Here is a 25,206-nt window from a genome sequence, read left to right on the forward strand (position 1 = left end):
GTTGGCCCGCTACGACTCACTGCTGGACGCCCTCGGCGACACACCACTGGTGGGTCTGCCACGGTTGTCGCCGTCCCCGGACGTCCGGCTGTGGGCGAAACTCGAGGACCGCAACCCGACCGGCTCCGTGAAGGACCGCGTCGCGCTGCGGATGATCGAGAAGGCCGAAGAGGGCGGTGTGCTCCGTCCTGGCTGCACCATCCTGGAGCCGACCTCGGGCAACACCGGCATCTCGCTGGCCATGGCCGCGAAGCTCAAGGGCTACGGCCTGGTGTGCGTGATGCCGGAGAACACGTCCGAGGAGCGGCGACAGCTGCTGCAGGCGTACGGCGCACGGATCGTGAACTCCCCGGCCGCCGGTGGCTCGAACGAGGCGGTCCGCCGGGCCAAGGAGCTGGCGAAGCAGAACCCGGACTGGGTCATGCTGTACCAGTACGGGAACCCGAACAACGCGGGCGCCCACTACCACGGCACCGGCCCGGAGATCCTGCGTGACCTGCCGGCGGTCACCCATTTCGTGGCGGGCCTCGGCACCACGGGCACGCTGGTGGGCGCAGGCCGGTTCCTGCGCGAACAGAAGCCGGACGTACAGGTCATCGCGGCAGAGCCCAGGTACGGCGAACTGGTGTACGGCCTGAGGAACCTGGACGAGGGCTTCGTGCCGGAGCTGTACGACCCGGAAGTCCTGACCGGCCGCTACTCGGTGGGCTCGTACGACGCGCTACGCCGGACCAGGGAGCTCCTGGAGACGGAAGGCATCTTCGCGGGCATCTCCACGGGCGCGATCCTGCACGCGGCGCTGGCGGCGGCGGACAAGTCACTCCGCGCGGGCAAGACCGCGGACGTGGTGTTCATCGTCGCGGACGGCGGCTGGAAGTACCTGTCCACGGGTGCCTACAGCGGCTCGGTCGACGAGGCGGCGGCCCGCCTGGACGGCCACCTCTGGGCGTGAGCACCGGCGAGGCTGTGGACAACCCGCTCCGCGACGGCCGTTTCCGTCGGTGTCGTGCCGTAGCGTGGTGACCGGGGGCCGGAGGCCAGGCCGGGGACTAGCATCCGGCGGCGTGAAAGCCATCGAGGTCATGCGCGAGGCCGAGATCCCCGCCGCCCCCGACCAGGTCTGGGCCGTCGTCTCGGACGCCGCCCGCGCGGGCGACTGGTTCGACTTCGCCGACCGCACCGAGGTCGTCTCCGGCGAGGGCGTCGGTCAGGTGCGCACCCAGTACGGGCACTGGGGCCGTCGTCAGTCCGAAGTCGACCAGAAGCTCACCGAGTACGAACCCGGCCGGGTCCTCGCCTGGAAGCACGTCGCGGAGCGGATCGACGGCAAGCCCGCGCCGAAGTTCGCCGCCCGCACCGAGTTCCGCATCGAGCTGGCAGCCAGTGAGGGTACCGCCACCACCGTGCGGCTCCGCTCGGTCCAGACCCCCGGCGGACCGGTCAAGGGCTGGCTCATGCGCCGCATCGGCACCAAGGACATCGAGCGCAACATGGACCGCTCACTGGAACGCCTGAACGGACTCCTCGCATGAAGGTCATCGGCCTGCTCGGCGGCATGAGCTGGGAATCGTCGGTCGAGTACTACCGGATCGTCAACGAGCGCGTCCGCGAACGGCTCGGCGGCCTGCACTCCGCGCACTGCGTCATGTACTCCGTCGACTTCGCCGAGATCGAGCGGCTGCAGGTCAACGGCGAGTGGGACGAGGCGGGCACCCGGCTCGCCGAGGCCGCCGCCGCGCTCGCGATGGCAGGCGCGGACTTCGTGGTGCTGTGCACCAACACCATGCACAAGGTCGCCGACCAGATCACGGTGCTGCCGCTCCTGCACCTCGGTGACGCCACCGCCGCCGCGGTCAAGGACGCCGGCCTCACCCGGATCGGCCTGCTCGGCACGGCGTTCACCATGGAACAGGACTTCTACCGCGACCGCCTCGCGTCCCACGGCCTCGACGTCCTCGTCCCGGACGACGACGACCGCGCCGAGGTCCACCGGATCATCTACGACGAACTGGTCGTCGGCGTCGTCCGCGACGACTCCCGCGACGTCTACCGCAAGGTGATCCAGCGCCTCGCCGACCGCGGCGCGGAAGGCGTCATCCTCGGCTGCACGGAGATCGAGCTGCTCGTCACCCAGGCCGACAGCCCCGTCCCGGTCTTCCCGACCACCCGCCTGCACGCCGAGCTCGCCGCCGACCACGCCCTGGGCCTGGCCTCGATACCAGGGACTTCTCAGGGTTGAACCGGACGCGCGGACCGGGATTCCCACGTAGCCTCGAGGACGTGAGCACCTTGCCCGCCCCGGCGCAGAAGCCCAAGAACCCGGTCAACCGCATCCTGCCGCCCAGGCCGCTGCAGGCGCTGATCGTGATCGGCTCGTTCACCGTGCTGCTGTACCTGATCGAGATCGTCGACGCCGCCATGTCCGGCAGGCTCGACCAGTTCGGCATCCAGCCGCGCGCGGTCGGCGGGCTCGACGGCATCCTGTGGGCCCCGCTGCTGCACCACGGCTGGGGCCACCTGCTGGCCAACACGTTGCCGGTGCTGGTCTTCGGCTTCCTCGCGATGTCCAACGGCGTCGGGCAGTGGGCCGCCGTGACGCTCACCGTCTGGCTGTTCAGCGGCATCGGCGTGTGGCTCATCGGCGCCGACGGCACCACGATCGGCGCGTCCGGGATCGCGTTCGGCTGGCTCGCGTTCCTGCTGGTCCGCGGCATCTTCAACCGCGCGTTCGGGCAGATCCTCGTCGCCGTCGTCCTGTTCCTGTACTGGGGCAGCACGCTGCTCGGGGTGCTGCCGGGCAACCCGGGTGTGTCGTGGCAGGCACACCTGTTCGGCGCGATCGGCGGCATACTCGCGGCGTGGCTCGTATCGATGGCAAACAGAGCGACCCGATCGGAATCTTCGACTCCGGCGTCGGCGGCCTGACGGTCGCACGCGCCATCGCGGACCAGCTGCCTGCCGAGCGGCTGCGGTACGTCGGCGACACCGCGCACAGCCCGTACGGCCCGCTGCCGGTCGCGGACGTGCGCCGCCACGCGCTGGCCGTGGCGGACGACCTGGTCGCCAGCGGGGTGAAACTGCTGGTCATCGCGTGCAACACGGCGTCGGCCGCGTGCCTGCGGGACGCCAGGGAGCGGTACGACATCCCGGTCGTCGAAGTCGTGGTCCCCGCCGTCCGCCGTGCCGTCGCGACCACCCGCAACCGGCGCATCGGCGTCATCGGCACCGTCGGCACGGTGCGGTCCCGCGCCTACGACGACGCGTTCGGCGCCGTGCCCGACCTCACGGTGACCAGCGCCGCGTGCCCCAGGTTCGTGGACTTCGTGGAGCGTGGCATCACGTCCGGCAGGCAGGTGCTGGGGCTGGCGCAGGCGTACCTGGAGCCGCTGCAGCAGGCGGACGTGGACACGGTGGTGCTCGGGTGCACGCACTACCCGCTGCTCACCGGGGTCCTCCAGATCGTCATGGGCCCGGACGTGACGCTGGTGTCCAGCGCGGAGGAAACCGCGAAGGACGTCGTCCGCGTGCTGACCGAAATGGACATGTTCGCCGAGCCAGACGCCGAGCCCCGCCACGAGCTGGCCGCGACCGGTGAGCCGGACTCGTTCGCACGGCTGGCAAGGCGGTTCCTGGGGCCCGACCTCGGTGCCTTCGCGGCCACCCGTGTGTAAGGCTGTCGGTTGTGCTGTTGACCGTGCTCGGCTGCTCCGGCAGTACCCCAGGTCCCCGCTCGCCGTCGTCCGGTTACTTGATCGAGGCCGACGGTTTCGCACTCGGCGTCGAGCTTGGCAACGGCACGCTCGCCGAACTACAGGCCGTCCGCGACCCGTTCACACTGGGCGGGCTCGTGTTCTCCCACCTCCACCCGGATCACTGCGCCGACTTCACGGCGCTGACCGTGTTGCGGCGCTGGCACCCGGCCCCGCCGGTCGATCCGTGTGCGCACCGGCTCGCGGTGCACGCACCGAAGGAGGCCCCGACGCGCTTCGCGGCCGCGTACGCGCCGGACCGCTCGGAGCTGGACGTCGAGGACCTCACCGATGTGTACGACTTCCACCCGCTGGCCGCGGGTACGCGCGAGATCGGACCGTTCACGGTGACCGCGGCGCAGGTCGCCCATCCGTGTGACGCGTACGGCTTCCGGTTCACGCATGGTGGCGTCACGCTCGCCTACACCGGCGACAGCGGGGTGTGCTCGGCACTGGACACGTTGGCGGCGGATGTGGATGTGCTGCTGGGCGAGGCGTCGTGGACGCATGGCGACCACCCGACCGGGGTGCACATGTCGGGGGTGGAACTGGGCTCGCTGGCGACGAGGGCCCGGGTCGGCCGGTTGTTGATCACGCACGTCGCGCCGTGGACGGATCCGAACGCCGTGCTGGCCGAGGCCCGGTCCACCTATTCGGGCCCGGTGGAGCTGGTCAGCAGGGGCGCCAAGTACGACCTGTCCACAGGCGGGCGCTGACCCTCCCGTTTCTGTCGGTGCACGTCGTTACGCTGGATTCCGGGGGCCGGCGGCCGCCCCCGAACCCCACCCCCCCAGGCCGTCACTCACCGTTGCCAGCTCCGCCATCCGGCTGGTCCAGCGCGTTCATGATCTTGACGGCGGCAATTGCCAGGTAGACTTCGGCTTCGGTCCGCAGGTCGCGGGCCGGGGGAGGGACGACGCGAAGGAACGCCGTGTCCCACGTCGCCGAACGCAAACCGGCCCGCCGTCAGATCGACAAGTTCGCTGTGCGCCGGGCACAGCTCGCCAACTCCGCGCTCCGCACGCTCTCGAAGCTGGGCTACGCGGGCACCAGCCTCCGGGACATCGCGGAGAACTCCGAGTTCTCGCACGGCGTCCTGCACTACTACTTCCGCGACAAGGTCGACCTGATCACCTACTGCGTGCGCCAGTACAAGGCCGCGCAGGTCGCCCGTTACGACCAGGTCGTCGCCGTGTCCACCACCCCGGGTGAGCTGCGGGCGCAGTGGATCGACGCGATGGTCACCACCCTGCGCCAGGACGCGCCCATGCACCGCCTCTGGTACGACCTGCGCAACCAGAGCATGTTCTCCGAGTCGTTCCGCGACGACGTGCGCGCGATCGACTCGAGTCTCGAGCGCATGATCGGCCGGATCTTCGCGCACTACGCGGACCTGGGCGGCCTACGGCTCGCGGCGTCGGCCCACCTGGCCTACGCCCTGGTGGACGGCGTGTTCCAGAACGCGTTGCTGGGGCACCTGTCCGATGACGAGCGTGCCGCCGCGGACCTCCCCGACCAGCTCGGGTTCATCCTCGACCGCGTGGTGCGGTGACGGCCTGCGCAGCACCAGCCAGCACAGCAGCCCCACCGGGATGATCAGCCAGCACGACAGCAACCGGTAGACCAGCACGGTGGTCGCCGCGGCCGCCTCGCCCGCGCCCGCGGAGATCAGGCCCGCGAGCAGGCTCACCTCGATCACGCCGATCCCGCCCGGGGTCAGTGGCACTTGCCGCACGATCTGCACGGTCAGGTACACCGCGCCGATCTCCACCAGGCTCACCGGCAACGCGAACGCCTTGGCCGCCGAGTACAGGCACAGCAGGTCGGTGAGCCAGTTCGCGACCGCGGCGCCGAGTGCGAGCGTCCAGTGCCGCCCGTCGACCTCGCGTGAGCTGGTGATCGCGTCGGTCAGCGGTCGCAGCAGCAGCGCGAGCCGCGGCCAGCGCGCCATGACCGGGCGGTGCGCGCGTGGTCGGTGCGGGTGGATCTGCCCGCTGGACTGCCACGCGAACAACCCGACGAACGCGATCAGCGCCGTCGAGATAGCCACCGCGAACGACGCGACGCCCGGCTTCTCCTGCCACGCCGTCCCGAGGTGCACCGCGCCCGCGGCGAGCGCGCCCGTCGTGTACAGGAGTCCCAGTGCGGCAAAGGAAAGCAGGCCCGACAGCACCATGACGGTCGCGGCCGTGCGCTTGCTGGCGCCGTCGGTGCGGAACTGGCGGAACGCGTACGCCGCCGAGATGGCCGAGCCCGCGGGGAGGCTGATGGCGATGGCGGACCGGCTGAAGGACAGTGCGAGCGCGCGGTGGCGCGGCATCCGCACGCCGAACGCGAACAGCAGGCGGCGCTGCTGGCGGGCGAACATGCCCATCGACACGAACTCCGCGACCACGGCCACGGCGAGCCAGCTGGTGTCGGCGTTCGCGAGCACGTCCCCCACCGCCGAGATGCTCGGCAACCTGCCGTGCAGGCTGAGCGCGGCGACCACCAGGACGAGCACCGCCGCGGCGGCCTTCAGCACCCCGGCCAGTACCGGATGTCTTCTGTGCCTCTTGGCCTGTTGGTCCCCCTCGGACATGACCGCCTCCGATTTCAACCTACGTTGAATGGTCCTCCGTGCTGGCCGTGCGGTCAATCGGAAACAGGAGGCCGAACGGGGTAACGTCGACCACAGTGCATAGGCTTCCCGCGTGGCACGTAGCGATGGCAGGAACGACGACCAGCTCAGGGACATCAAGCTCACCCGCGGTTTTCAGATCTGGCCGGCCGGCTCGGTGCTGGTCGAGTTCGGCAAGACCAGGGTGCTGTGCGCGGCGAGCGTGACCGAGGGCGTACCGAGGTGGCGCAAGGGCTCCGGGCTCGGCTGGGTCACCGCGGAGTACGCGATGCTGCCGTCCGCGACCAACACCCGTGGTGACCGCGAGTCGGTCAAGGGCCGCGTCGGCGGCCGCACCCACGAGATCAGCCGCCTCATCGGCCGCTCGCTGCGCGCGTGCATCGACCTGGCCGCGCTGGGCGAGAACACGATCGTGATCGACTGCGACGTCATCCAGGCCGACGGCGGCACCCGCACCGCGGCCATCACCGGTGGCTACGTCGCGCTGGCCGACGCGGTCACGTGGCTCGGCGCCGCCGGCCGTCTCGCCGACCCGCAGCCGCTGTCGTGCGCGGTGCAGGCGATCAGCGTCGGCGTCGTCGACGGCCGCGTGCGGCTGGACCTGCCGTACGAGGAGGACGCGCGCGCGGAGGTCGACATGAACGTCGTCGCCACCGACGCGGGCACGATCATCGAGGTGCAGGGCACCGGCGAGGGCGCCACGTTCACCCGCTCCACGCTCGACCGCATGCTCGACCTGGCGCTCGCGGGCTGCGCGGAGATCAACGCGCTGCAGACCGCGGTACTGGCCGAGCCGTACCCCGGCGAGCTGCCCACCCCGAAGGCGGTCAAGTCGTGACCACACAACTGCTTGTCGCGTCGCGCAACGTCAAGAAGCTCCTGGAGATGCGGCGCATCATCGAGCGCGCGGGCATCGAGGGCGTCACCGTCGTCGGCCTCGACGAGGTGCCGCCGTTCGAGGAGGCCCCCGAGACCGGTGCGTCGTTCGAGGACAACGCCGTCGCCAAGGCCCGGGACGCGGCCGCCGCGACCGGGCTGCCCACCGTGGCCGACGACTCCGGGATCGCCGTCGACGCGCTGAACGGCATGCCGGGTGTGCTGTCCGCCCGCTGGGCCGGCAGCGCGCGCAACGACCAGGCGAACCTCGAGCTGGTGCTGGAGCAGGTCGCGGACGTGCCGGACGAGCGCCTCCGCGCACAGTTCGTCTGCGCGACGGCGCTCGTGCTGACCGACGGCACGGAGATCGTCGTGCGTGGCGTCTGGCCGGGCACGCTCGTGCGCAAACCCCGTGGCACCAACGGTTTCGGCTACGACCCGATCTTCGTCCCGGAGGGCGAGACCCGCACGTCGGCCGAGCTGCTGACCGACGAGAAGGACGCCATCTCCCACCGGGGTCGCGCGCTGTCGCTGCTGCTGCCGCACCTGCGCAGCCTCGGCGACCGCTGACTCACGCGCCGGGCAGCTTGCCCGCCAGCGCGCCGGCGGCGGCCGTCACCGAGTTCGCGCTCGTCCGCCACCCCGACCCCAGGGGGTGCTCGGTCAGCAGGACCACGACGTAACGCCACTGCGCGCCCACGAGCCCGCTGCTGTGCAACACCATCGCGTGGTCGTTGTTGCCCCAGCCCTGCTTGATCGCCCACTGGAGGTCGAGCCCGTCGGGGATCCCGAAGTACTGGTCGAAGTCGTCGGCCGCGTACTGGGGCGCCCGCCCCAGCGCGTCCACGATCAGCTCGCGGTCCTCGGTCGGCATGTCGTTCATGACGTACTGGTACACGCGCACCATGTCGTTCGCGGTGACCTTGACCTCCCCCCACTTGCCGGCCAGCTCCGGCGCCTCGGTGTTCTGCAGGCCGACCAGCTTCGCGACCCTCGGGACGAGGTCCGGACCCAGCTGGACCCAGAACGAGCTGGCGATGTCGTCGTCGCTCGCCGACAGCATCCGCACGAGGCGCTCACGCCGCGACTCGCTCACCCCCTCGTGCAGTGCGTCGATCGCGATCAGCAGCTTGACCAGTGACGCGGACCGGAACTGCTGGTCGGCGTTGAGCGACAGCGGTGTCCCGCCACTGACCCGGTCGAAGACCACCGCGCCCAGTGTCGTGTTCGGCTCCACCTCCCTGGCCGCCGCCTCCACCGCGGCCGGGTCGATCGCCGAGGGGGCGCTCGCAGGGGTGGTGGCGGTCGCAGGCGTGTCCTGCCGCGCCGGGGGCGGCGCGGGCACGGCCGTCTGCGGCAGGGGCAGCGGCTGAGGTGGCTCCACGGGTGCCGGCGCCGCCAGGATCACGGGGTCACCGACTGACGCGGTCGGACGCGTTCCGCAGCCGGTACCGGTCACCACGGTGGTGGCGGCCAGGACGGCGAGGATCGCGACGCGGCGGACGGCGTTGTTGAGCATGCACTGAATACGCCGCCTGGTTCGGCAAAGTTGACCCGATCGAGCGACAACTTTTCGCACGTCTGTGACGTACGGGGGCCGCACCCGTCAGGTTGCCCGCGATGCTGTTTCAGCTGTGTATCAGGAGGAATCAGACTTTCAAGTCCCGACGCAGCTTCGCTACGTGACCGGTCGCGCGCACGTTGTACATCGCCTTCTCGATCTTGCCGTCCGGGTCGATCACGAACGTGGAACGGATCACACCCATGACCGTACGCCCGTAGTTCTGCTTCTCCCCGAACGCGCCCCACGCGGTCAGCACCTCGCGGTTCTCGTCCGACAGCAGCGGGAACGTGAGCCCCTCGTCGGCGACGAACTTGGCGAGCTTCTCCGGTTTGTTCGGCGAGATGCCCACCACGGCGAAGCCCGCGTCGTTCAGTGCGGCGAGGTTGTCGCGGAAGTCGCAGGCCTGCTTGGTGCAGCCGGGCGTGCCCGCGTTCGGGTAGAAGTAGACGACGACGCGCTTGCCGCGGAAGTCGGACAGCGACACGGCGTTGCCGTTGCTGTCGGGCAGCGTGAAGTCGGGGGCGGCGGCGCCCTCGGCGAGTCGGTTGCTCATGGCGGGGACGTTATCCGGTGGCACCGACAAAGGTCAGACGGTGCCGTCGAAGATGGGGATGGCGCTGGCCGCGGACGAGGCGGCCCGCACCGCCACCCGCACCACGCACGGCTTGCCCGGCACCCCGAACGCCACCGCGAACCGCAGCGTCTTGCTCGGCAGTACCTCGTCGATCGCGCCCACCACGCCGGTGTACCCCTGTGTCGAGTCGATGACCTGGTCGGTCGCGACCCCGTCCGCCGTGGCCACGAAGGACAGCTGGGCGGGCCGGTAGACCGTGTCACTGCCGTTGTCGATGACCAGGTCGAACGCGACCGCGCGCGCCGCCCTCGGGTACGCGGTGTCCGTCGGCGTGAACGAGGTCGGCGCCGACACCGTAAGGGTGATCCCCTCACCGAGTGACCGAACAAGACCCCCCGACGCGAGATCGGACCGCTCCGCGGCGGCGGTGGGGGCCGGCGCGCCAAGCGACTGGCGCACGCTGTCGTCGATGTCGGCCGCGTGACCAGCGCCGCAGGCCGTCAGGACCAGCAGAACGCATGCCGCGACCGCAAGTCTGACCACTGGCACGGGAGCCCCTTCCAGGGGGAGATCGGTACGTCTGAATGCACTATGCCGGTGCGGCAGCTGGTGCAGGGGTCAATTGCCGGAGCTGGTGTCATGCCGTGGCCGAGCTGTGACCAGAGCGGCACCGGGAGTGATCGTCACCACGTCAGGCAGCAAGCGCGAAGAACAGCACGAAGACCGCCACAGTCACCATGAACGCGGCGATCAGCCACCCGAAGTCCCGCCACGGTGAGATGGCCTTGTTGTCCTCGCCGGGCACGTAGACACCCCGCTCCTCAAACCGATCGACAAGCCGAACGACGAAGCGCGGTGCCCGCATGCGCACGACCTCCTCACCTGCCCGTCGAGGAAATGGTGTCACGCGATCGGACCACAGGCGTCATAGGGCTTTGCAACGCCGACATCGAACTCGGGCCGACCGACTACCGTCCGCTTCTCTCACCAACAAGACGGACCCCGATGACGTGGTCGGTGTGCTTCCCGGCAGCTATCCGCGTCCCAGTCCCCAGCTGTCCGTCGAACAACGCCCCGCAACATGGCCCTCGCCCGTCGTAGGGCCCGCTGTGCTCGAGCTGAGACGCTGGGCACCTCGACCGCTGCGGTGCCTATACGGTCACCGTGGGTGAGATCGTAGCGGGGAGCGCCCTGGATGGCTTGGTTCGTTGCCCCTGCACCCGGCTACGCTGTCCCCGCACCACCCCGGGGGCCGTAGCCCAACAGGCAGAGGCACTGGATTTAGGTTCCAGCCAGTGAGGGTTCGACTCCCTTCGGCCCCACGTAGTCTGACCAGCGGAAACATGCAACTGAGCCGCCACCAAGTAGCCCATGGGTGCGAAACGGGTGCACACATTCCACTCAAGGCGGTGGCCTGAGAGCCTCCATGCGGCTGATGTCGCTAATCATGTCGGACCACGACTAGGCGCTTCCCGAGTGAGAAGTCGTTGGACGGTCGCCTGCACTGCGGCTGTTTAGGTGCCCACCACTTTCTGCAAGATGGTGATCGTGATGAGGGCCGCTCCCCAGCCGCCCACGACGCCGCCCACGGAGCTGGCGCCAATTCCAACGATCACAGCGACGAACAGGATGAATGCCCAGCGCATTGGCAACCGGTCGTCGGGCGGGCTTGTGCGGTCGTGCTTGCGTGCGGCCATCACAACCACTCGCCCGGGAGTTCGATCAGCTCGGCGATTCGCTCCTTCATGTCGCGAGAAGCAATGTCGTCACCTCTCAGCACCGCGTGGACATCTGCGGACGATTGGCCCGTGAACCCACCTATGTCCGCATCGGTGAGGCCGATCCGGCGCAGCAGTCGAAATACGGCTGTGAACCGCTGCTTCTCCAATGCGATTTGCATGTCGAGTGGCATCCACAGCAGGGTGGATGCGGAATTGTCCGCGACGCATGGTGATGGCCCGGTGCGAAGGCGTTGAGTGCTGTGCGCAGTTGGCACGATGTGCTGGTGCTCCGACGAGGCGCCCCGACCAGCTGCAGGCGCATGGAGGGCCGAGGTGACCTCGATGTGCTGGACCGAACTCTGGGAGCCTGCGGTCCCAGTGGGCGCGCTGAACGGTTGAGTGAGGAGAGCGCTCGGAATAGCGCACGTGGAGTGCCCGAGGATCTCGACCACGGTGCGAGCGGGCGGACCGTCGAACCACATTATCGCCACTCGTTGTCGGTAGACACCGAGGTACAGCTCAGGTGCCGTCCTCCACAACAAGATCCTGCGCAGGATACCGCTGAGGAGCGGTGCCGCTGGGATCACGTTCTTGATGAACAGGTTTCTCTCGCGAGAGAACATGTCTTTGGCATGAAAAAGTGGACGTTCATCGGGGTGGCCATGGGCAATCCGCTTCAACATGGTTCGGAACTGTCCGTCCGTTGCGCAGCGGAAGCGGACCTTCGCGGTAATTTTTCGGCCGTTGTCCAGGTAAAGCTCCATGTGGCGTCGCTCGACCTGGACACGCAGGCCCGGAATGCCTGTCACCACGTTCCCTGAGCTCATGGGCAGGACTCGGCCGAGGAGCGGAACGAGGCAATTCGCGTTCGGCACACCGATCGTCAGCATATCGGTATGCGGATGGGTTACGGCGACGAACGAGTGTGTCTCGCGTCCGAAAACACGACGCAGCCAGGTCATCTCGGACCAGGCGAGAAGTATGCTCGCCTCAAGGTACTGCTGTACTGAGCAGTCGCTGTCGGGAATCGGGCGCACACCTGAACGACGAACGCTGTTAAGTGTCTCGCCGGTACACAGCATTCGCTGCGCTACGAGGGGGTCATCAGGAAACGTGGACACGTGTCTCACTCCCACGCAGCGTCGCCCGGCCGACGCTGCAGAGGCGTATGTGCCACGGCAGCAGAAGGTTGTCGAAACAGCGGTGCCGCGAGTAGGCAGCTTTGGAGGCACACGCTCCCGTCCGGGACTGGAGGAGCCTCAGTGGCAGCCGTTCTGCCGCCTGAAGCATAACCCATAGGGTGACCACTACCCGCGCACGCACTGCCACAGTGCAGCGCCGCGAGATCGAGCACGGAATACGCCCACAGAGGCCGACCAAGATCGACTTCACAACCGCTCGTCGGCATGTGAGTGTGTTCGAAATCCACGCACGTTGGCAGGGGACCTACGCCGATCTTGCCTAGTGTGGGGGGCGCCGTGTGGCTCTCTAACCCCGGCATCCCTGCACACGACCACCGCGTTGGTGCGAGCTGGCGCAGCGGCTCGGTGGGAGCTGCGGCGCTGCGCCGGCTGTGGACGGAAGGCCGGGCCGTCACTCCCCTGGCTAGTCGTTGCCATCAGTGCATTGACAGCGCCAGTAGCGATCATCCGGCACTAAGCCACCTACCGTTGGGTGCGAGTTTGGGTGCGAACGAGCCGCCATTGATGCCTCAGATGCCTCGACTCGGCCTTCTAGAGTTTGCGTACGCCCAGGTCGCACGCTGAAGCCGCAGTTTGTAGTCGATTTAGGTTCCAGTCGGTGAGGGTTCGAATCCCTCCGGCCCCACCAGCTCTGATCAGCGGAAACATGCGGTTAGACCGCCATAAAGGTAACCGTTGGGTGCGAAACGGGTGCGTACATTCCACTCAGTGAGGTGGCCCGTGTATGTGGAGGCGTCAAGCGGCCGATGTCACTAGCCGTGTCATACCACGACCGGGCGCCCCACCGAGCGCGAAGTTGTCGGGCGGTCGCTCGCACTGCGGCATGGGAGTGCGTGGGGGAGCAGGGTCGTGTGACGTCTCGGTGACGTTCGTACGCTGGTATCGAGCGGGATCCACCTCCTGCTGGTGCCAGTGAGCCGAGCAACGGTGGACGCTACCGTATCCACGCCCCGTTGAAGCTGATGAAGCTAATGTTCGTGTTGTGATCATTCCGGCTCCCGATGACGTGCACCAGGTCCTTGAAGATGCCATCCGTCGTACTTACGAGAAGGAACGGTCCCTGTTCGACGATTGTGCGCACGAACGCTCGATAGTTGCTCAGATCTGCCGACACCTCGCCGGCCTCGTCGAGGCACGAGACGGCTGGGAATCGAGGTGGTCAGTTGATGTCGAGTACAACCGCCACCACATCTACCCGTGTCGTGGGCGGTACACCTCGAAGCAGTTGCCCGGCCTCAGCGAGAATGCGGTGTATCCGGACTTGATCATCCACGACCGGCAGGCCTCGACAAGGGACCACAACCTGCTTGTTCTGGAAGCCAAACACAACCCGAACCCGGCGGACCAAAAGAGGGAACATCGAAAGCTTGAAGCCTTTCTGGGTGATTACAAGTATCGCCATGCGGTCTTCCTCAAGTTCCCGCGTAGGGAGGCGCCGCAGTGGGAATGCATCGCGGACAAAACGTCGGGCCGCGTCTAGCGTTCCTCCCTCTGTTGAAATTCCAGGCGACAGCCTCCCAGCTCACCGTCACGGCAAGCCAACTCAGATGTCACCCATCCGTGCAGCAGACCCATGCGGTAGCCCGAGTGTGTCCTTGAGGCATCAAGCGGGACTGCCCCCGGTTCGGTTGACTCCTTGATGTGCCCACGGTTCGGGGGTTGGCGCAGCGGCTACCGGCGGCGAGGGTGAGGCGGTGGTGGGAGCTACCTGGCTGCGCCATGTCGGCGTGATAGAACTTCGGTCAGTGACTTGGTTAACGACGTGCGGGTCACCACCGATACTGGATCACGGGTGCGCAGCGTGCTCAGCCGACGGCGGCATGCCGTGTCCAGCAGCGTGAGGAGTTCCGTGAAGGCCAGTGAGACCACCCTGCGCAACTTGCTGCAGGGAGAGCGACAGTACGTCGTACCGCTCTACCAGCGGCCGTACAGTTGGGAACGCAAGGACCTGGATCAGCTGTGGCAGGATCTCATCGGCGTTGTGGACAGCGGGGGAACCGGATCTCATTTCCTCGGCTCGGTGGTGCTCGCTCCGAGTCCGGGGAACACACCGGCCGGTGTCCAGGTGTGGTTGGTGGTGGATGGTCAGCAGCGGCTGACGACATTGTCGATCTTGTTGTGTGCGATTCGCGATCACGTGCGCGGGGAGGATGCGCGGCTGGCCGAAAAGATCGACGACTTGTATCTGTTCAACAGGTTCGCCGACGGTCAGGAGCGCTACACGCTGTTGCCGACCCAGGCAGATCGACCGTCGTGGATCAAGTTGCTGGAACGTGCGCCGGATGCTGGCGGCACCGATCGCCTCGGTGAGGCTTACCGGTTCTTCCGTAAGGAGCTGGCGGCTGTTGACGACCCTGAAGACCCGCACGACATTGCTCGTATCGAGCAGGCGATCGCCGGCCAACTGAGTATCGTGGAGATCGCTGCACATCCAGACGACAATGTGCACCGCATCTTTGAGTCGCTGAACCACACGGGTCAGCCGCTCACCCAGGCTGACCTGCTGCGCAACTACTTGTTCATGCGCCTCCCGACCCGTGCCGAACACGTCTACGCCCACCAATGGTTGCCACTCCAGCAGGGGTTGACTACGAAGCAGCTTGAAGAGCTGGTGTGGCTTGACTTGGTGCTACGAGGTGACGATCGCGCTACCCAGGACGCCGTGTACCAGTCCCAGCAGCATCACCTGGGTAAGTTGTCAACTGAAGCCGAGATCGAGGTGTGGATCACCGAGCTGCACCATAAGGCGCGACTCTTCCGCCGTGTGTTGGCGCCTGATACTGAACCGAATCCGGTGCTTCAACGAGCGCTTGACCGGCTCAAGCGGTGGGCGGCGCAGGTAGTGCATCCCATCGCGCTGCTGGTGATGGTGGCCCACGATTCCGGGCAACTCGACGTGCGAGCGGCCGCACGTGCGTTGCGTGTCGTGGAGAGCTTCCTGGTCCGCAGAATGATCGTCGGCATCGCGACTACCGGAACCAACCGAATCCTGATGACCTTGGTCAAGGAGTTGGGTGACGCGGCGCCGACCGCGGAAGCGATTACCCGCGTGTTGTCGGGTCAGCGTAAGAAGTTCCCAACTGACCAGCACGTGCGTGAAGCAGTGCTGGTGAACAACTTCTACTGGATCGGCCGTGGTCCACAACGCACCTTCGTACTGCGCTGCATGGAGGAGGATTACCACCATGGCGAGCCGATCGACTTCACCAAATCCACACTGACGATCGAGCATGTCCTGCCGCAATCCATGACACAGGAGTGGCGCGACATGCTCACCCCGGAGCTGACCGGTGACGAGACAGTTGAAGAGCTGCACGCCAAGCTCGTACACACACTCGGCAACCTCAGCCTGACCGCCTACAACGGGAAACTCGCCAACGATGGCTTCGCCACCAAGCAACAGATCCTCGCCGATAGCGGCCTCGCCATGAACCGCGAAATCGCCGACGCCTCGCGCTGGGGCGCCAAGGAGATCCGCGACCGCGGCCGTGCCTTGGCCGAACGAGCGCTACAGATCTGGCCAGGACCCGACAGCAGCGCTGACACCACGCCCATCGAGACCCGATGGTGGCGGATGAACCAGATCCTTGCCTGCATCCCCGCCGGACGCTGGACCAGCTACTCTGAGGTAGCCGAGGTGATCGGCAGCCACCACATGCCGGTAGGCGCACGACTGGGTAGCGCCACCGTCCCCAACGGTCACCGCGTGCTCAGGTTCACCGGCGAGATCTCCCCGGACTTCCGCTGGCCCGACTCCGATCGCACCGACGACCCTCTAGCGGTCTTGCAGGCCGAGGGCGTCAGGTTCGACTCCAAAGGCCGAGCATCGGCTGACCAGCGGCTGACTGCGGCGGAACTGGCGGCCTTCGCAGATCTCGACGTCGACGTTCCGGAGGCGCAACACCATATCGATGTCTGACACAACCCTCGCCCCGAAGGCTGGCATACGAGACCGACGGGCGTGGGTGCGAGATTGGGTGCGAACAGTCGCCCTCTCATGCCTCAGACACCTCAATCCGCTCTTCGGTTGCAGCTGTTTGCCCAGGTCACCTAGCGTGCCACGCTGTGTAGTCGATTTAGGTTCCAGCCGGTGAGGGTTCGAATCCCTCCGGCCCCACTAGTTCTGACCAGCGGAAACGTGCAATTGTGCCGCCATCACGCTAACCCCGTGGGTGCGAAACGGGTGCATATTCCACTCAATGCGGTGGCCCGAGCGTGTCCTTGAGGCATCAAGCGGCTGACGTCTAGCTATGTCATACACGGCCGGCGACCGGTCGCCCCACCGAGCGCGAAGTCGTTGGACGGTCGCCCGCACTGCGGCATGAGCGTGCGTTGAGGGGCGTCCGCGCTCGTCCATACAATCCGGCTTGCGTGACTGGCCCGTCGCGCACATGCTCCCGCGCGAGCGGCTGGGGAGATGCCCGGCCTGGTGGCGGCGGCGATCACTGAGTGCCGGGCGCGCACGGGACAGCTCCTGCCGCTGCCCGACGGCGAGCGGGTCGGCTGCGAGATCGTCCCGGACGCCGACTATATCGGGATGGGGATGGTGGCCGTGCCGACGGTGACGTGATGGTCGACGGACCGGAGGCGGCCTGGCCGCGCTGGCTGGCTGCCACGGGCTGCCTGCTCACCGTGCACCCGGAGGCCACCGATGCCTGAGCCACCAACGGATTTCTTCCAGGAGATGAGCGCTCCGACACTCTGTTCCCGGTGGCCCGAGGCTGTGGGGTTGGTGCTGCGCGGGCGCACGACGCGCGTCGTCGTGCCGGTCGCCCCGGTGGCCGGCACCGTGATCTCGGTGGTCAACCAGGTCGAAGTGATCATCGGCGGGCACGCGAACGGGAGTCACCTGGCCGCGGATCGCCGTCACCTATGTGGTGCCCTACAGCGTGGCCAGCGTGGCCAGCGTGGCGAACTTGTCGGCTGCCGCCGTATTCATCAACGGTGAGCCGTTGTCGACGGTGAACATGGTGGAGTGCCGGCCAGTGGCGCCGTTCCACCTCCCGGTTCACATACCTGCGTCGTCTTCCAAAGTGGAGACAGCTGTTGCCAGCGAGTCGAGTACATATCGTGGCTTGGTCTGGATTTCGGGGAACCTCTCGAGTGCTCTGATCTCCAGCTGGGACAGGTTGCGTGACATCACCACCGGCCCGTTGTCGCCCTGGTACTTCAGTACGAGGATCGATCCGGCCCGCAGGCATCCCTGAGGTATGTCCTGGAGGCTCGCGATCAGCCGGGCCACGGCCTCGGCGGTCCGCACGTCGACGTCTGCCTGGCGTCCGTCGATGGTGACCAATTCCAGCGCGCGTTCGACCTTGATGCGTCGCTTGGTGACCTCGTCGGAGGTCAGCCACGTCTTGAGTTTGGCGGTGGTGCGCCGCCACCAGGAACCGCGTTGGATCGATTCCTGCTCGGGACGTTCGTAACCGAGGAGTTCGACGATGTCGTCGAGCGCGGCGAACGCCGCCCGTGCGACGAGTACGTCGTCCGTGTCGAGATACGCCTCCACGGCGATGGCGTGCTCAGTCGCCGGATCGGGAGGGGGCTGCTCGAGGGGTGCGTACGACGGCAGCGCATCAGGGCGTTGCGGTCCATGGGGTCTGGTCGAGTAGGAGAAGGGGGTCGGGGCCAGCGCGGTGGCAACCGCCCGGGGGGCTGTCGACGTGGCGAAGTCCGACAGCCGGTGCCCGACGCCGGCGACGACGGTGCTCAGCAGGACGCATCCGAGCACCACGAGGGTGATGAGGAGGCCGATCCGGAGGCCGCTCGCGCCGGAGTTCTGCGTCGCGATGAGGGCCAGTGCGGGCGCGGCGGGGAGCGGCAGCACTCCGAAGACGCGCATGGGGCGGAAGCCGTACCCGATCACCCACCTCTGCACGAGGCTCCACAACAGCACCAGCGGCCCCAGGACCCGGTAGGAGTCGGCCAGCGCGATGTACCGCTGACGCTGCTTGACGAGCTGCACCGTCGCGGCGTGGTCGTCGTTGCCGCTCGTTCTCAGCATCGCGGCGAGCTGGTCGTACGGATCCGGCCGGTAGACGTGTCCGAGTGCGTTGCGCAGCAGAACCAGCCGGTGGTTGACCCGCCGGTCGTCATCCAGCTCGATCGGTTCGCGCAACGCGTCGTAGCGGAAGTCGTGCAGGTCGATCAGACCTGTCGCGTCCCAGAGCTTGTCGTTGTCCGCGAAGGTGGCACAGCGTGCGTGTCGCAGCGTTACGGCCCCTCGTGGCGGGACTGCCACGTCCAGCCGCAACTCCTGTGTGATCAGGCCATATGCGTAGATCGCCGTGGTATTCAGTCGTCCGCCGACTTCGGCGCCCTGAAAGTCGACCTGCCGTCCCACCTCTGCGCTCCGCAGACGGATCTCGCCTCGCGACACGAACGGTTGCCTGCCAAAGCCGCCTGCGCACACCAGGTCGCGTCCGATGCGTGCGTTCTGCAGGTCGATGGTCGGCTTGAGGGACATGTCCCGCCGGTACCAGCCTGGATTGACGAACCGGCTCCATCGCAGGTCGAGGTTGGCGCCAATGTTCGCCTCGGGCAGGTAAACGGACCCGTACACCTCGGCGGAGCGCATGTCCAGGTTGGCTCCGGTCGTGACTCGCCAGCCCTCGACGACATCGCCGTTCCGGTTCGACAGCACCGCCTCGTCGAACCTGATGGCGCCCCGCACGGCGACGTCCACGATGCGAATCTGCCCCGCGATGCGCGCTTCCCGGCCGTCGATGTCACCGTCGATCCGCGTACCGGCGAGGTGGAGGGCACGATGCCGGTAGGGGCCCGGCGCGTCGACGGCCACATCGGTGAAGGGCTCCAGCCCGTCCGACATGTCGATCGTACTGCCGGTGAGCCGGACCGAGTCACCGACGTGCGCGTTTACGATCCTTACCGTGCCGGTCGATTCGAAACCTTGGGTCAGGTCCACCACACCCGACACCTGGGCTCGGTCGGCGACGATCGTCGCACGTCGGTCGACGTACTCGCCCGACGGTGGGGCGTCCGAAGTGGAGGTGAGCAAGGCTCCGCGCGCGGAAAGGTCGCCGCCTATCCGCGCGTTCGTGAGAATGATCGGTGCGTCGGCGTGGAAGCGGCGTGTTTCGCTTGCTCTGCACAGGAAATCGCCACCGATCAGTGCTCGCTTCGCGTCGAGGACACCATGCAGGGACGCGCCGTCGAACTCGACGTTGCCACCTGTGCGCAGGCCTCTGATGCGCGTTCTGCCATCGACCTCGACAGCTGTGCCGATCAGCGACTCGCTGAGCCGCAGCCGGTCGGCGCGCAGTGCATCGCCATCTGGATTCACCAGTCTGCTTCGGCGGAGATCGAGCGAACCGCCGATGTCGCCGTCGGTGAGGTCCACGGAGCCCTGCACGAGGCAGTTGACGATGCGGACATCGTGCTTGCTGTGCAGACTTCGCCCGTCGAGCCCCGGTAGTACGCAACCCTTGAGTTCGATTCCGGTCAGGCGAGCCTGCCGTAGGTCGGGCGCGACGTCGAACCGGCAGTCCACGAACTCGAGCGCGTAAGAAAGGTCCACCGCCTGAAGGTCCAGTACGCCGATCACACGGGTGCCGGTGAACCTCAGCACTGGCCTGGCGAGCCTGCGCAGCTGCCCGGCGTCGGTCTCGAACGCGGTTATCCGCCGGACCGCGTCCTCCGCGCGAAGTCGCACCGGCTCCGGAGACGGCTCTTCCCGAGCGTCGGCTCCCGGTTCGTTCGGCTGCAATTGTCCGCCCCCTCAGCCACCACGGCACTCAGACGAAGGCCTGATTGTAGGGCGAGGCGGCGAGGCAAGCCGTCATCCGGTTCCGCGCTGAACGACAAGGCCAACCAATCAGCGCTGAAACTGCACCACAGCTCTGCTCATACCGATTCCGACTCGTCATGGGCTACGACAGACCGCACGAGTGGCACAGGGCGGTGCCCAGCGGGCTCAGTATGTGGAGCGAGGCGCGGCCGTCGCGTCGGGTCATGATGAGTCCGGCCTCGCACAGTGCCGTGGTGTGCAGGCTGACTATGGCTGCGGACAGCCCGAACGGTCATGCGATGTCGTTGGTACTGCACATTAGTCTGCGCCCTCGAGGTGCACGTTCTGTGCTCGTCGAGCTATCTCGAAAATCCGGGTGGGGCCTGGCGATCAGTCGGCCGAGCGGTGAAGGTTGGGGCGGGGGTGGGGGCGTGAAGTACTTGTCCGGCCAGTGTCACAACGACATCGCGGACCCCATCCATGGGAGCCGACATGACCACCTTGTCCCGAAGAACGCTGCTCACCGGCACCGTAGTGGCCCTCGCGTCCGCCGCTCCGGCCGCGGCCATCGCCGTGCCGCGGGAAGCTGGCGCGTCGACGGTGATCGAGTGGAGCCAGGCCCTGCTGCGGATCGTGCGCACCCCCGGCGTCCAGCCGCCGACCGTGCACCCGACCCGGAGCTTCGCGATGGTGCACGCCGCCATGTACCGCGCGGCCACCCTGAGTCCCTCGACCGCACTCGTCGCCGCCGTGGCCCAGGCAGGCCATGACGTGCTCGTCGTCCTGTATCCCTCCGCGGCCCCGGACCTGGACGCGGTGCTGCAAGCCCAGCTCGCCACCGCACACGACACCGCGCGGGGCATCCGGATCGGGCGAACGGCGGCACGCCGGATGATCGAGCTCCGGGCTGCCGACGGCTCGACCGCCACGCCCCCTGCGATCCCGCCGGGCACCGAGCCGGGCCAGTACCGGCCGACGCCGCCTGCCTTCAACCCGCCCGTGTTCACCCACTGGTCCGCTGTCACGCCCTTCGTGCTGGACCGGGCCGACCAGTTCCGTCCCGCGCCGTATCCCGACCTCACTGGCACGCGGTACGCCGACGCCATCAACGAGGTCGCCGACATCGGCAGGGACACCAGCGCCACCCGCACCGCTGAGCAGACGGTCCAGGCCCGGTTCTGGCCCGGCCCGATCCAGAACTACTGGAACGAGATCGCACAGTCGGTGCTGCGCACCACAGGGCTGATGAAAGCGACCAGGGTGTTCGCCCAGCTCAACCTGACCTTCGCCGACGCGGCGATCGCCTTCTACGACGCCAAGTACCACTACCGGGTCTGGCGTCCCGTCACCGCGATCCGCATGGCCGACACCGGCGGAAACCCCGCGACGACCGCCGACCCGACGTGGAGCAGCCTGCTCACCTCCTCCGCCCCCAGCTATCCCGGCGGGCACAGCGTGGTCGGGCAGGCCGGCGCGACCGTCCTGGCCGCGTGCACCGGGCAACGGCACCGGCTGGTCGTGACGTCCGAGGTACTGCCGGGTGTGGTGCGCACCTTCGACCGGCTCCAGGACGCCGCCGACGAGGCCGGTATCGCCCGGTTCCTCGGCGGTGTCCACACCAGACTCGACCACGAGGCGGGGCAGCGCCCCGGTGCCCATGTCGCCAGGGCGGTACTCGCCAGGACATGAGCTTGGCATCGCCCGCACGTCGGTCTCCAGAGCCGACACCTCGGCGGGGAAAGGAGCTGCTGCCGATCTGCTTGGCATACCCGGGCCGCGCCAATCGGCCACACCGGCAGCGATCTGCCGCGCGAAGAATGACGACCACACAGCGAGTCGCACATTGGCTATGAGCGCACGTCGCCCGACCACCTTGGTCGACCGCTCCGCGGCATGAGCGGACGGGTTGCCCCTGCGAAACCACTGGTGAACCGACTTACTCCGCTGATGTACTGACGTGCCACCGTGAGTGGGCCACGTGACGGAGGTAGTAGTTGTGACGGGTTATGACGCGCTTGCCGAGGTGTACGAGTGGCTCATCTCCGATGCGAAGCTGGCTCCGGCCGAGTTCGCTGCGTCGTTCGATGACGTCCTCAGTCTCCTGCCGTCGAACGCTCACGTCCTCGATTGCTCGTGCGGAACCGGACAGTTAGCGGTTGGCCTCGCCGGTCTTGGCATCCAGGTTGTCGCAACTGATGCCAGCGAAGCGATGGTTCGTCGGACTGCGGAGTTGTCTGAGGAGTTCGGTGCATCTGTCCGGACAGTGCGGGCGGACTGGGAAGAGTTGCCCGACCATTTTGATGACGTCACCTTCGACATGGTGTTCTGCGTTGGCAACTCGCTGCATCATGCCGTGGGCGCGAGAGGCAGGGTTGCTGCTCTGGAGTCGATGTCACGGCTTCTGCGCCGTGGCGGGCGCTTGGTGCTCACCTCCCGCACGTGGGAACTCGTGAGGGCCAAAGGTTCCCGACTGGACATCAGTGACCGACTCGTTCGCCGGAACGGTCGCGATGCCGTCGTGGTCTACCGCTGGGAGATTGCACCGCTTTGGGAGGAGGAGCACCACATCGAGATTGCGGTCGCGCAAGTTGATGCGGCTGGGTCGGTTCTTGTCCGCTCGGAACTGCTGTCGTGCTGGCCCTACCGATACGACGAACTCGAAGTCGAGTTGCACCGGGTCGGACTTCGGATGAAAATGAGCACGTTCAACCCTGAGGCCGAGAACTACATGGTGGTGGCGAGCAAAATATAGAAATCGGGCTCAACTACCCGGAAAGCCCGTTTCGATCATTCGCTCATCGGCATGAGCGGATGGCCGTTCCGAAGTAACGAGCGCCAGATGAGCACAGAGCAAGTCTGATGCCGTACTCGTCAGTGCTTACGCCCTGCGACTCCTCGGTACATGCGCATCCATGCTTGGAGCGTTGGCCGCGACCTTTCGGGCTCGCCGAAGAGCTCGAGAGCTCAGACCCGTGCTCGCGAGAACGGACGGACCAGGTGACCACTTTGTCCGAGGCGGAAGGCAAACGGCCAGCGCACTCACAGCGCCCGCAGCGACGCCATCTGGCACTCACCACCAACCGTTGGGTGCGAGTTTGGGTGCGAACGAGCCGCAACCGATGCCTCGGGCGCCTCGCCCCGGCCCTCTAAAGTCTGCGTACGCCCAGGCCGCACGCTGAAGCCGCAGTTTGTAGTCGATTTAGGTTCCAGCCAGTGAGGGTTCGACTCCCTTCGGCCCCACCAACTTTGACCAGCACCGATGATGGTCGCATATAGACACAGTTCGAATTTGGCGTGGCATCGGGCGTGCTTCTCCCGGAGGCCCGGATCTGGCTCGTGCCAGGCTTATGGGTTGTTCGTGAGCATGCGAGCGCGGCGGGCTTTCTCGACGAGTGCGTCGGCTGCCCTGTTCGCCTTCTTGACCTCATCTTTGGTAGCGGGAGTGTGACCATACCCGCCTTCGTCTTCAGTCTGAGCAATGTTTGCAGGTGCTTTGCGGCATCTTTGTCCGCAGAAGCCAGCAACGTTGTCGCTTCATCGTGACTTTCGCCGCGGGCGTGCTTGCCGAGGCTGCTGCAGCAGATGACATCTGCAGCGGCGATGCCAGCGTGTACGCACAATGTCACATAGGCGTCGGCGACTTCGTCGTCTTCGTCTGCGAAGTCTTGAATTGTCTCCGCCGCTGTGATGAATTGGTTCGCCTTGTTCAGTCGGCCCTTGGCGATCGCTGCTGAGCAAGGTTTCGTCCGCACGTCAGCTGTTTCCTCTCCGCAACTGTTTGTTCAGCCACGAGCGACTGCCTGCCACGGTGAGTCCTTCCCGTAACGCATCGTCCAAGACGGGTTCTTCGCGTCCTCTCGTGGCGATCTCGCCCTCTGTGAACTCCAGTACGCGAACGTCATTGCCGAGCCATTTGGTTACCTTGGTTGCCAAGGTGTTTACTTGGTCTTCCCACTCGGGCTCTGTGGCTACATGCGGCCGCACTAAAAGTAGATCTATGTCGCTGGAGGTTGTCATTTGGCCGCGAGCGGCAGATCCGAACACCGCGGCATACACAGGTGGGATTCGCCACGACTTCAAGAGGTCTTCGAGACTTGCTAGGAACGTCTCTTGTATTCGAGCTAGCCCGACGATGTGCTGTGCGGCGAGATGATCCTGATTGAACCGGTATGCGAAGGCGTTGCCAATCCGTTCGGACAGCACGATTCCTTGGCTGTTCAATCGGCGCAAAACCTTGCGGATTCCTTCCTCTGAATGTTGCGTCAAGATCCTGTGTACTTGTCCTGTTGTGAACGTGGCACCTTGCCTTGCGAGAACCGTGAGGACGTCACCGTCCAGTGTGGGTGTGATCGTTGCCAGCGGCCGGTTCAACTCCACCGGGGACCTCCTCGGGAGGACAACTATAGTGCGTATTCATGTATAAAAGTGTGCCTACCCGTACTATAGTGGACCTAGGTGACGTTGCCTAGCGGGCAGCCGCGCGCCGCGCGCCGCGCGTCCGTGCTCGGTTGGGCGACTGCGAACTTGCGGTGGCAACAGGCGATCACTCGAAGTGGCCGACGTGCGTCGATCGACCTCAGCGAGTGTGTGCGAACACGGGACCCGAGCACGCAGTCGGTCAGGGCCGTGCGCTTGCCGTACCTCTTCGTCAGGCCTTCGGTTCTCGTAGGGTGTGGTCGATCCCGGCCACCACATAGCCGCGGCTCGCGAGGTCCTCGGCCAGAGCGGTGAAGGAGCTGCGGGCCGCGTGAAGCCGGGGGAGAGCACCACGAGCGGCAACCCGCGTTTGCCTCCCGCCGGATCGGCGTCGGTGTAGGTGTTGGTCCTGGTCGACATCACCGTGGTCGCGGAGGCCGCGGACGGTGTCGAGGCGGTCGAGCTGGCCCGCAGGCTGCGCCCGGACGTGTGCCTCGTGGACATCCGCATGCCCCGTCTCGACGGCATCGAGTACGTCTACGGCGCGCTGCGGCGGTGCGGTCGGCTTCATCCTGAAAGACGCCGGCCCTGCGCTGCTCGCCGAGGCCGTCAGCCGCGAACGTCGGGTCGGGATCGCCTCCTGGGCCTGGGAGAACGGCATCGTGAAGGACACCTGACGCCAGTGGCCGCCGACGGGCAGGTGACGGCGCGGCGGGCTGCCGGAGGGTTCGCTCCGG

The 25,206-nt window shown here is 66.8% G+C and carries 23 protein-coding genes, 1 tRNA gene and 3 pseudogenes; 17 read left to right on the forward strand and 10 right to left on the reverse strand.

All coding sequences use genetic code 11. The features are described from left to right. Position 1: 1 nt before the first annotated feature. The 7 genes from FHR82_RS02335 to FHR82_RS02365 all read left to right on the forward strand — a co-directional run bounded on the left by FHR82_RS02335 (position 2) and on the right by FHR82_RS02365 (position 5,301). The gene (locus tag FHR82_RS02335; RefSeq protein ID WP_184808536.1) at positions 2-952 is read left to right on the forward strand and encodes a PLP-dependent cysteine synthase family protein; all 951 of its coding nucleotides are present in this window, start codon (positions 2-4) and stop codon (positions 950-952) included. A 112-nt stretch (positions 953-1,064) separates the two neighbouring features. Next, on the forward strand, positions 1,065-1,532 hold the full coding sequence (locus tag FHR82_RS02340; protein WP_184808537.1) for an SRPBCC family protein: 468 nt from the start codon (positions 1,065-1,067) through the stop codon (positions 1,530-1,532). Continuing rightward, positions 1,529-2,239 carry an aspartate/glutamate racemase family protein gene (locus FHR82_RS02345; RefSeq protein ID WP_184808538.1) on the forward strand — a complete coding sequence of 237 codons (711 nt, stop codon included), beginning with the start codon at positions 1,529-1,531 and terminating at the stop codon, positions 2,237-2,239. The genes FHR82_RS02340 and FHR82_RS02345 overlap by 4 nt, the downstream gene beginning before the upstream one ends. Positions 2,240-2,280: 41 nt before the next feature. Beyond that, complete coding sequence (locus FHR82_RS02350) at positions 2,281-2,925, forward strand: rhomboid family intramembrane serine protease (RefSeq protein ID WP_184808539.1); 645 nt, start codon at positions 2,281-2,283, stop codon at positions 2,923-2,925. After that, positions 2,868-3,671, forward strand: a complete 804-nt coding sequence (gene murI / locus FHR82_RS02355) for a glutamate racemase (RefSeq protein WP_184809262.1) — start codon at positions 2,868-2,870, stop codon at positions 3,669-3,671. Before FHR82_RS02350 ends, murI begins: the two co-directional genes overlap by 58 nt. Before the next feature lie 11 nt (positions 3,672-3,682). Then, complete coding sequence (locus FHR82_RS02360) at positions 3,683-4,465, forward strand: MBL fold metallo-hydrolase (protein WP_184808540.1); 783 nt, start codon at positions 3,683-3,685, stop codon at positions 4,463-4,465. Positions 4,466-4,680: 215 nt separating this feature from the next. Continuing rightward, positions 4,681-5,301 carry a TetR/AcrR family transcriptional regulator gene (locus tag FHR82_RS02365; RefSeq protein ID WP_184808541.1) on the forward strand — a complete coding sequence of 207 codons (621 nt, stop codon included), beginning with the start codon at positions 4,681-4,683 and terminating at the stop codon, positions 5,299-5,301. A gap of 90 nt (positions 5,302-5,391) precedes the next feature. Here the strand turns inward: FHR82_RS02365 and FHR82_RS02370 are convergent. After that, positions 5,392-6,486: pseudogene (locus FHR82_RS02370) on the reverse strand (lysylphosphatidylglycerol synthase transmembrane domain-containing protein); the annotation flags it as partial. Between FHR82_RS02370 and rph the strand changes: the two are divergent. Both rph and rdgB read left to right on the forward strand, forming a co-directional pair. Then, the gene (gene rph, locus FHR82_RS02375) at positions 6,443-7,207 is read left to right on the forward strand and encodes a ribonuclease PH (RefSeq protein ID WP_184808542.1); all 765 of its coding nucleotides are present in this window, start codon (positions 6,443-6,445) and stop codon (positions 7,205-7,207) included. The pseudogene FHR82_RS02370 and the gene rph sit on opposite strands and share 44 nt — an antisense overlap. Beyond that, on the forward strand, positions 7,204-7,815 hold the full coding sequence (gene rdgB, locus FHR82_RS02380) for an RdgB/HAM1 family non-canonical purine NTP pyrophosphatase (RefSeq protein WP_184808543.1): 612 nt from the start codon (positions 7,204-7,206) through the stop codon (positions 7,813-7,815). The genes rph and rdgB overlap by 4 nt, the downstream gene beginning before the upstream one ends. Before the next feature lies 1 nt (position 7,816). On the opposite strand, the gene FHR82_RS02385 is transcribed toward rdgB, so the two are convergent. From FHR82_RS02385 to FHR82_RS02400, 4 genes are all read right to left on the reverse strand, one after another. Beyond that, the gene (locus FHR82_RS02385; RefSeq protein ID WP_184808544.1) at positions 7,817-8,764 is read right to left on the reverse strand and encodes a serine hydrolase; all 948 of its coding nucleotides are present in this window, start codon (positions 8,762-8,764) and stop codon (positions 7,817-7,819) included. A 130-nt stretch (positions 8,765-8,894) separates the two neighbouring features. After that, positions 8,895-9,362, reverse strand: a complete 468-nt coding sequence (gene bcp / locus FHR82_RS02390) for a thioredoxin-dependent thiol peroxidase (RefSeq protein ID WP_184808545.1) — start codon at positions 9,360-9,362, stop codon at positions 8,895-8,897. 33 nt (positions 9,363-9,395) lie between these two features. Continuing rightward, a complete protein-coding gene (locus FHR82_RS02395; RefSeq protein ID WP_184808546.1) occupies positions 9,396-9,932 on the reverse strand; it encodes a hypothetical protein in 537 nt (178 codons plus the stop codon). Between the two features lie 142 nt (positions 9,933-10,074). Beyond that, positions 10,075-10,248 carry a hypothetical protein gene (locus FHR82_RS02400; RefSeq protein ID WP_184808547.1) on the reverse strand — a complete coding sequence of 58 codons (174 nt, stop codon included), beginning with the start codon at positions 10,246-10,248 and terminating at the stop codon, positions 10,075-10,077. Positions 10,249-10,631: 383 nt separating this feature from the next. Between FHR82_RS02400 and FHR82_RS02405 the strand changes: the two genes are divergently transcribed. After that, a tRNA-Leu gene (locus FHR82_RS02405) sits at positions 10,632-10,705 on the forward strand. Between the two features lie 192 nt (positions 10,706-10,897). Here FHR82_RS02405 and FHR82_RS02410 read toward each other — a convergent pair. Together FHR82_RS02410 and FHR82_RS02415 are read right to left on the reverse strand one after the other, a co-directional pair. Next, complete coding sequence (locus FHR82_RS02410) at positions 10,898-11,080, reverse strand: hypothetical protein (protein WP_184808548.1); 183 nt, start codon at positions 11,078-11,080, stop codon at positions 10,898-10,900. Further along, positions 11,080-12,225 carry a hypothetical protein gene (locus FHR82_RS02415; RefSeq protein WP_184808549.1) on the reverse strand — a complete coding sequence of 382 codons (1,146 nt, stop codon included), beginning with the start codon at positions 12,223-12,225 and terminating at the stop codon, positions 11,080-11,082. The genes FHR82_RS02410 and FHR82_RS02415 overlap by 1 nt, the downstream gene beginning before the upstream one ends. A gap of 1,063 nt (positions 12,226-13,288) precedes the next feature. Between FHR82_RS02415 and FHR82_RS02420 the strand changes: the two genes are divergently transcribed. The 4 genes from FHR82_RS02420 to FHR82_RS02435 all read left to right on the forward strand — a co-directional run bounded on the left by FHR82_RS02420 (position 13,289) and on the right by FHR82_RS02435 (position 17,254). Beyond that, positions 13,289-13,786: a hypothetical protein gene (locus FHR82_RS02420; RefSeq protein ID WP_184808550.1), complete on the forward strand. Its 498-nt coding sequence runs from the start codon at positions 13,289-13,291 to the stop codon at positions 13,784-13,786. A 369-nt stretch (positions 13,787-14,155) separates the two neighbouring features. After that, a complete protein-coding gene (locus FHR82_RS02425; protein ID WP_184808551.1) occupies positions 14,156-16,225 on the forward strand; it encodes a GmrSD restriction endonuclease domain-containing protein in 2,070 nt (689 codons plus the stop codon). Between the two features lie 498 nt (positions 16,226-16,723). Continuing rightward, the gene (locus FHR82_RS02430; RefSeq protein WP_184808552.1) at positions 16,724-16,876 is read left to right on the forward strand and encodes a hypothetical protein; all 153 of its coding nucleotides are present in this window, start codon (positions 16,724-16,726) and stop codon (positions 16,874-16,876) included. 81 nt (positions 16,877-16,957) lie between these two features. After that, positions 16,958-17,254 carry a hypothetical protein gene (locus FHR82_RS02435; protein WP_184808553.1) on the forward strand — a complete coding sequence of 99 codons (297 nt, stop codon included), beginning with the start codon at positions 16,958-16,960 and terminating at the stop codon, positions 17,252-17,254. Positions 17,255-17,314: 60 nt separating this feature from the next. Here FHR82_RS02435 and FHR82_RS02440 read toward each other — a convergent pair whose 3' ends face one another. Then, positions 17,315-19,978, reverse strand: a complete 2,664-nt coding sequence (locus tag FHR82_RS02440; RefSeq protein ID WP_184808554.1) for a hypothetical protein — start codon at positions 19,976-19,978, stop codon at positions 17,315-17,317. Between the two features lie 567 nt (positions 19,979-20,545). Between FHR82_RS02440 and FHR82_RS02445 the strand changes: the two genes are divergently transcribed. After that, complete coding sequence (locus FHR82_RS02445; RefSeq protein WP_184808555.1) at positions 20,546-21,742, forward strand: vanadium-dependent haloperoxidase; 1,197 nt, start codon at positions 20,546-20,548, stop codon at positions 21,740-21,742. Between the two features lie 6 nt (positions 21,743-21,748). Here FHR82_RS02445 and FHR82_RS48255 read toward each other — a convergent pair. Continuing rightward, positions 21,749-21,868: pseudogene (locus tag FHR82_RS48255) on the reverse strand (NAD(P)-dependent oxidoreductase); the annotation flags it as partial. Between the two features lie 181 nt (positions 21,869-22,049). Between FHR82_RS48255 and FHR82_RS02450 the strand changes: the two are divergent. Then, positions 22,050-22,805 carry a class I SAM-dependent methyltransferase gene (locus FHR82_RS02450; RefSeq protein WP_184808556.1) on the forward strand — a complete coding sequence of 252 codons (756 nt, stop codon included), beginning with the start codon at positions 22,050-22,052 and terminating at the stop codon, positions 22,803-22,805. A 1,001-nt stretch (positions 22,806-23,806) separates the two neighbouring features. Here the strand turns inward: FHR82_RS02450 and FHR82_RS02455 are convergent. Next, a complete protein-coding gene (locus FHR82_RS02455; protein ID WP_184808557.1) occupies positions 23,807-24,430 on the reverse strand; it encodes a nucleotidyltransferase domain-containing protein in 624 nt (207 codons plus the stop codon). 454 nt (positions 24,431-24,884) lie between these two features. Here FHR82_RS02455 and FHR82_RS47220 point away from each other — a divergent pair. Next, a pseudogene (locus FHR82_RS47220) lies at positions 24,885-25,080 on the forward strand (response regulator); the annotation flags it as partial. Positions 25,081-25,206 lie beyond the last annotated feature (126 nt).

It is taken from the genome of Actinophytocola algeriensis, assembly GCF_014203735.1.
In the GTDB taxonomy this organism is placed as follows: Bacteria; Actinomycetota; Actinomycetes; order Mycobacteriales; family Pseudonocardiaceae; genus Actinophytocola; species Actinophytocola algeriensis.

Coding starts and splice junctions, on each gene's coding strand:
- FHR82_RS02345 (WP_184808538.1), top strand. CDS start 1,529: ATGAAGGTCATCGGCCTGCTCGGCGGCATGAGCTGGGAATCGTCGGTC.
- FHR82_RS02385 (WP_184808544.1), bottom strand. CDS start 8,764: ATGCTCAACAACGCCGTCCGCCGCGTCGCGATCCTCGCCGTCCTGGCC.
- bcp (WP_184808545.1), bottom strand. CDS start 9,362: ATGAGCAACCGACTCGCCGAGGGCGCCGCCGCCCCCGACTTCACGCTG.
- FHR82_RS02400 (WP_184808547.1), bottom strand. CDS start 10,248: ATGCGGGCACCGCGCTTCGTCGTTCGGCTTGTCGATCGGTTTGAGGAG.
- FHR82_RS02410 (WP_184808548.1), bottom strand. CDS start 11,080: ATGGCCGCACGCAAGCACGACCGCACAAGCCCGCCCGACGACCGGTTG.
- FHR82_RS02430 (WP_184808552.1), top strand. CDS start 16,724: ATGCCCGGCCTGGTGGCGGCGGCGATCACTGAGTGCCGGGCGCGCACG.
- FHR82_RS02435 (WP_184808553.1), top strand. CDS start 16,958: ATGCCTGAGCCACCAACGGATTTCTTCCAGGAGATGAGCGCTCCGACA.
- FHR82_RS02445 (WP_184808555.1), top strand. CDS start 20,546: ATGACCACCTTGTCCCGAAGAACGCTGCTCACCGGCACCGTAGTGGCC.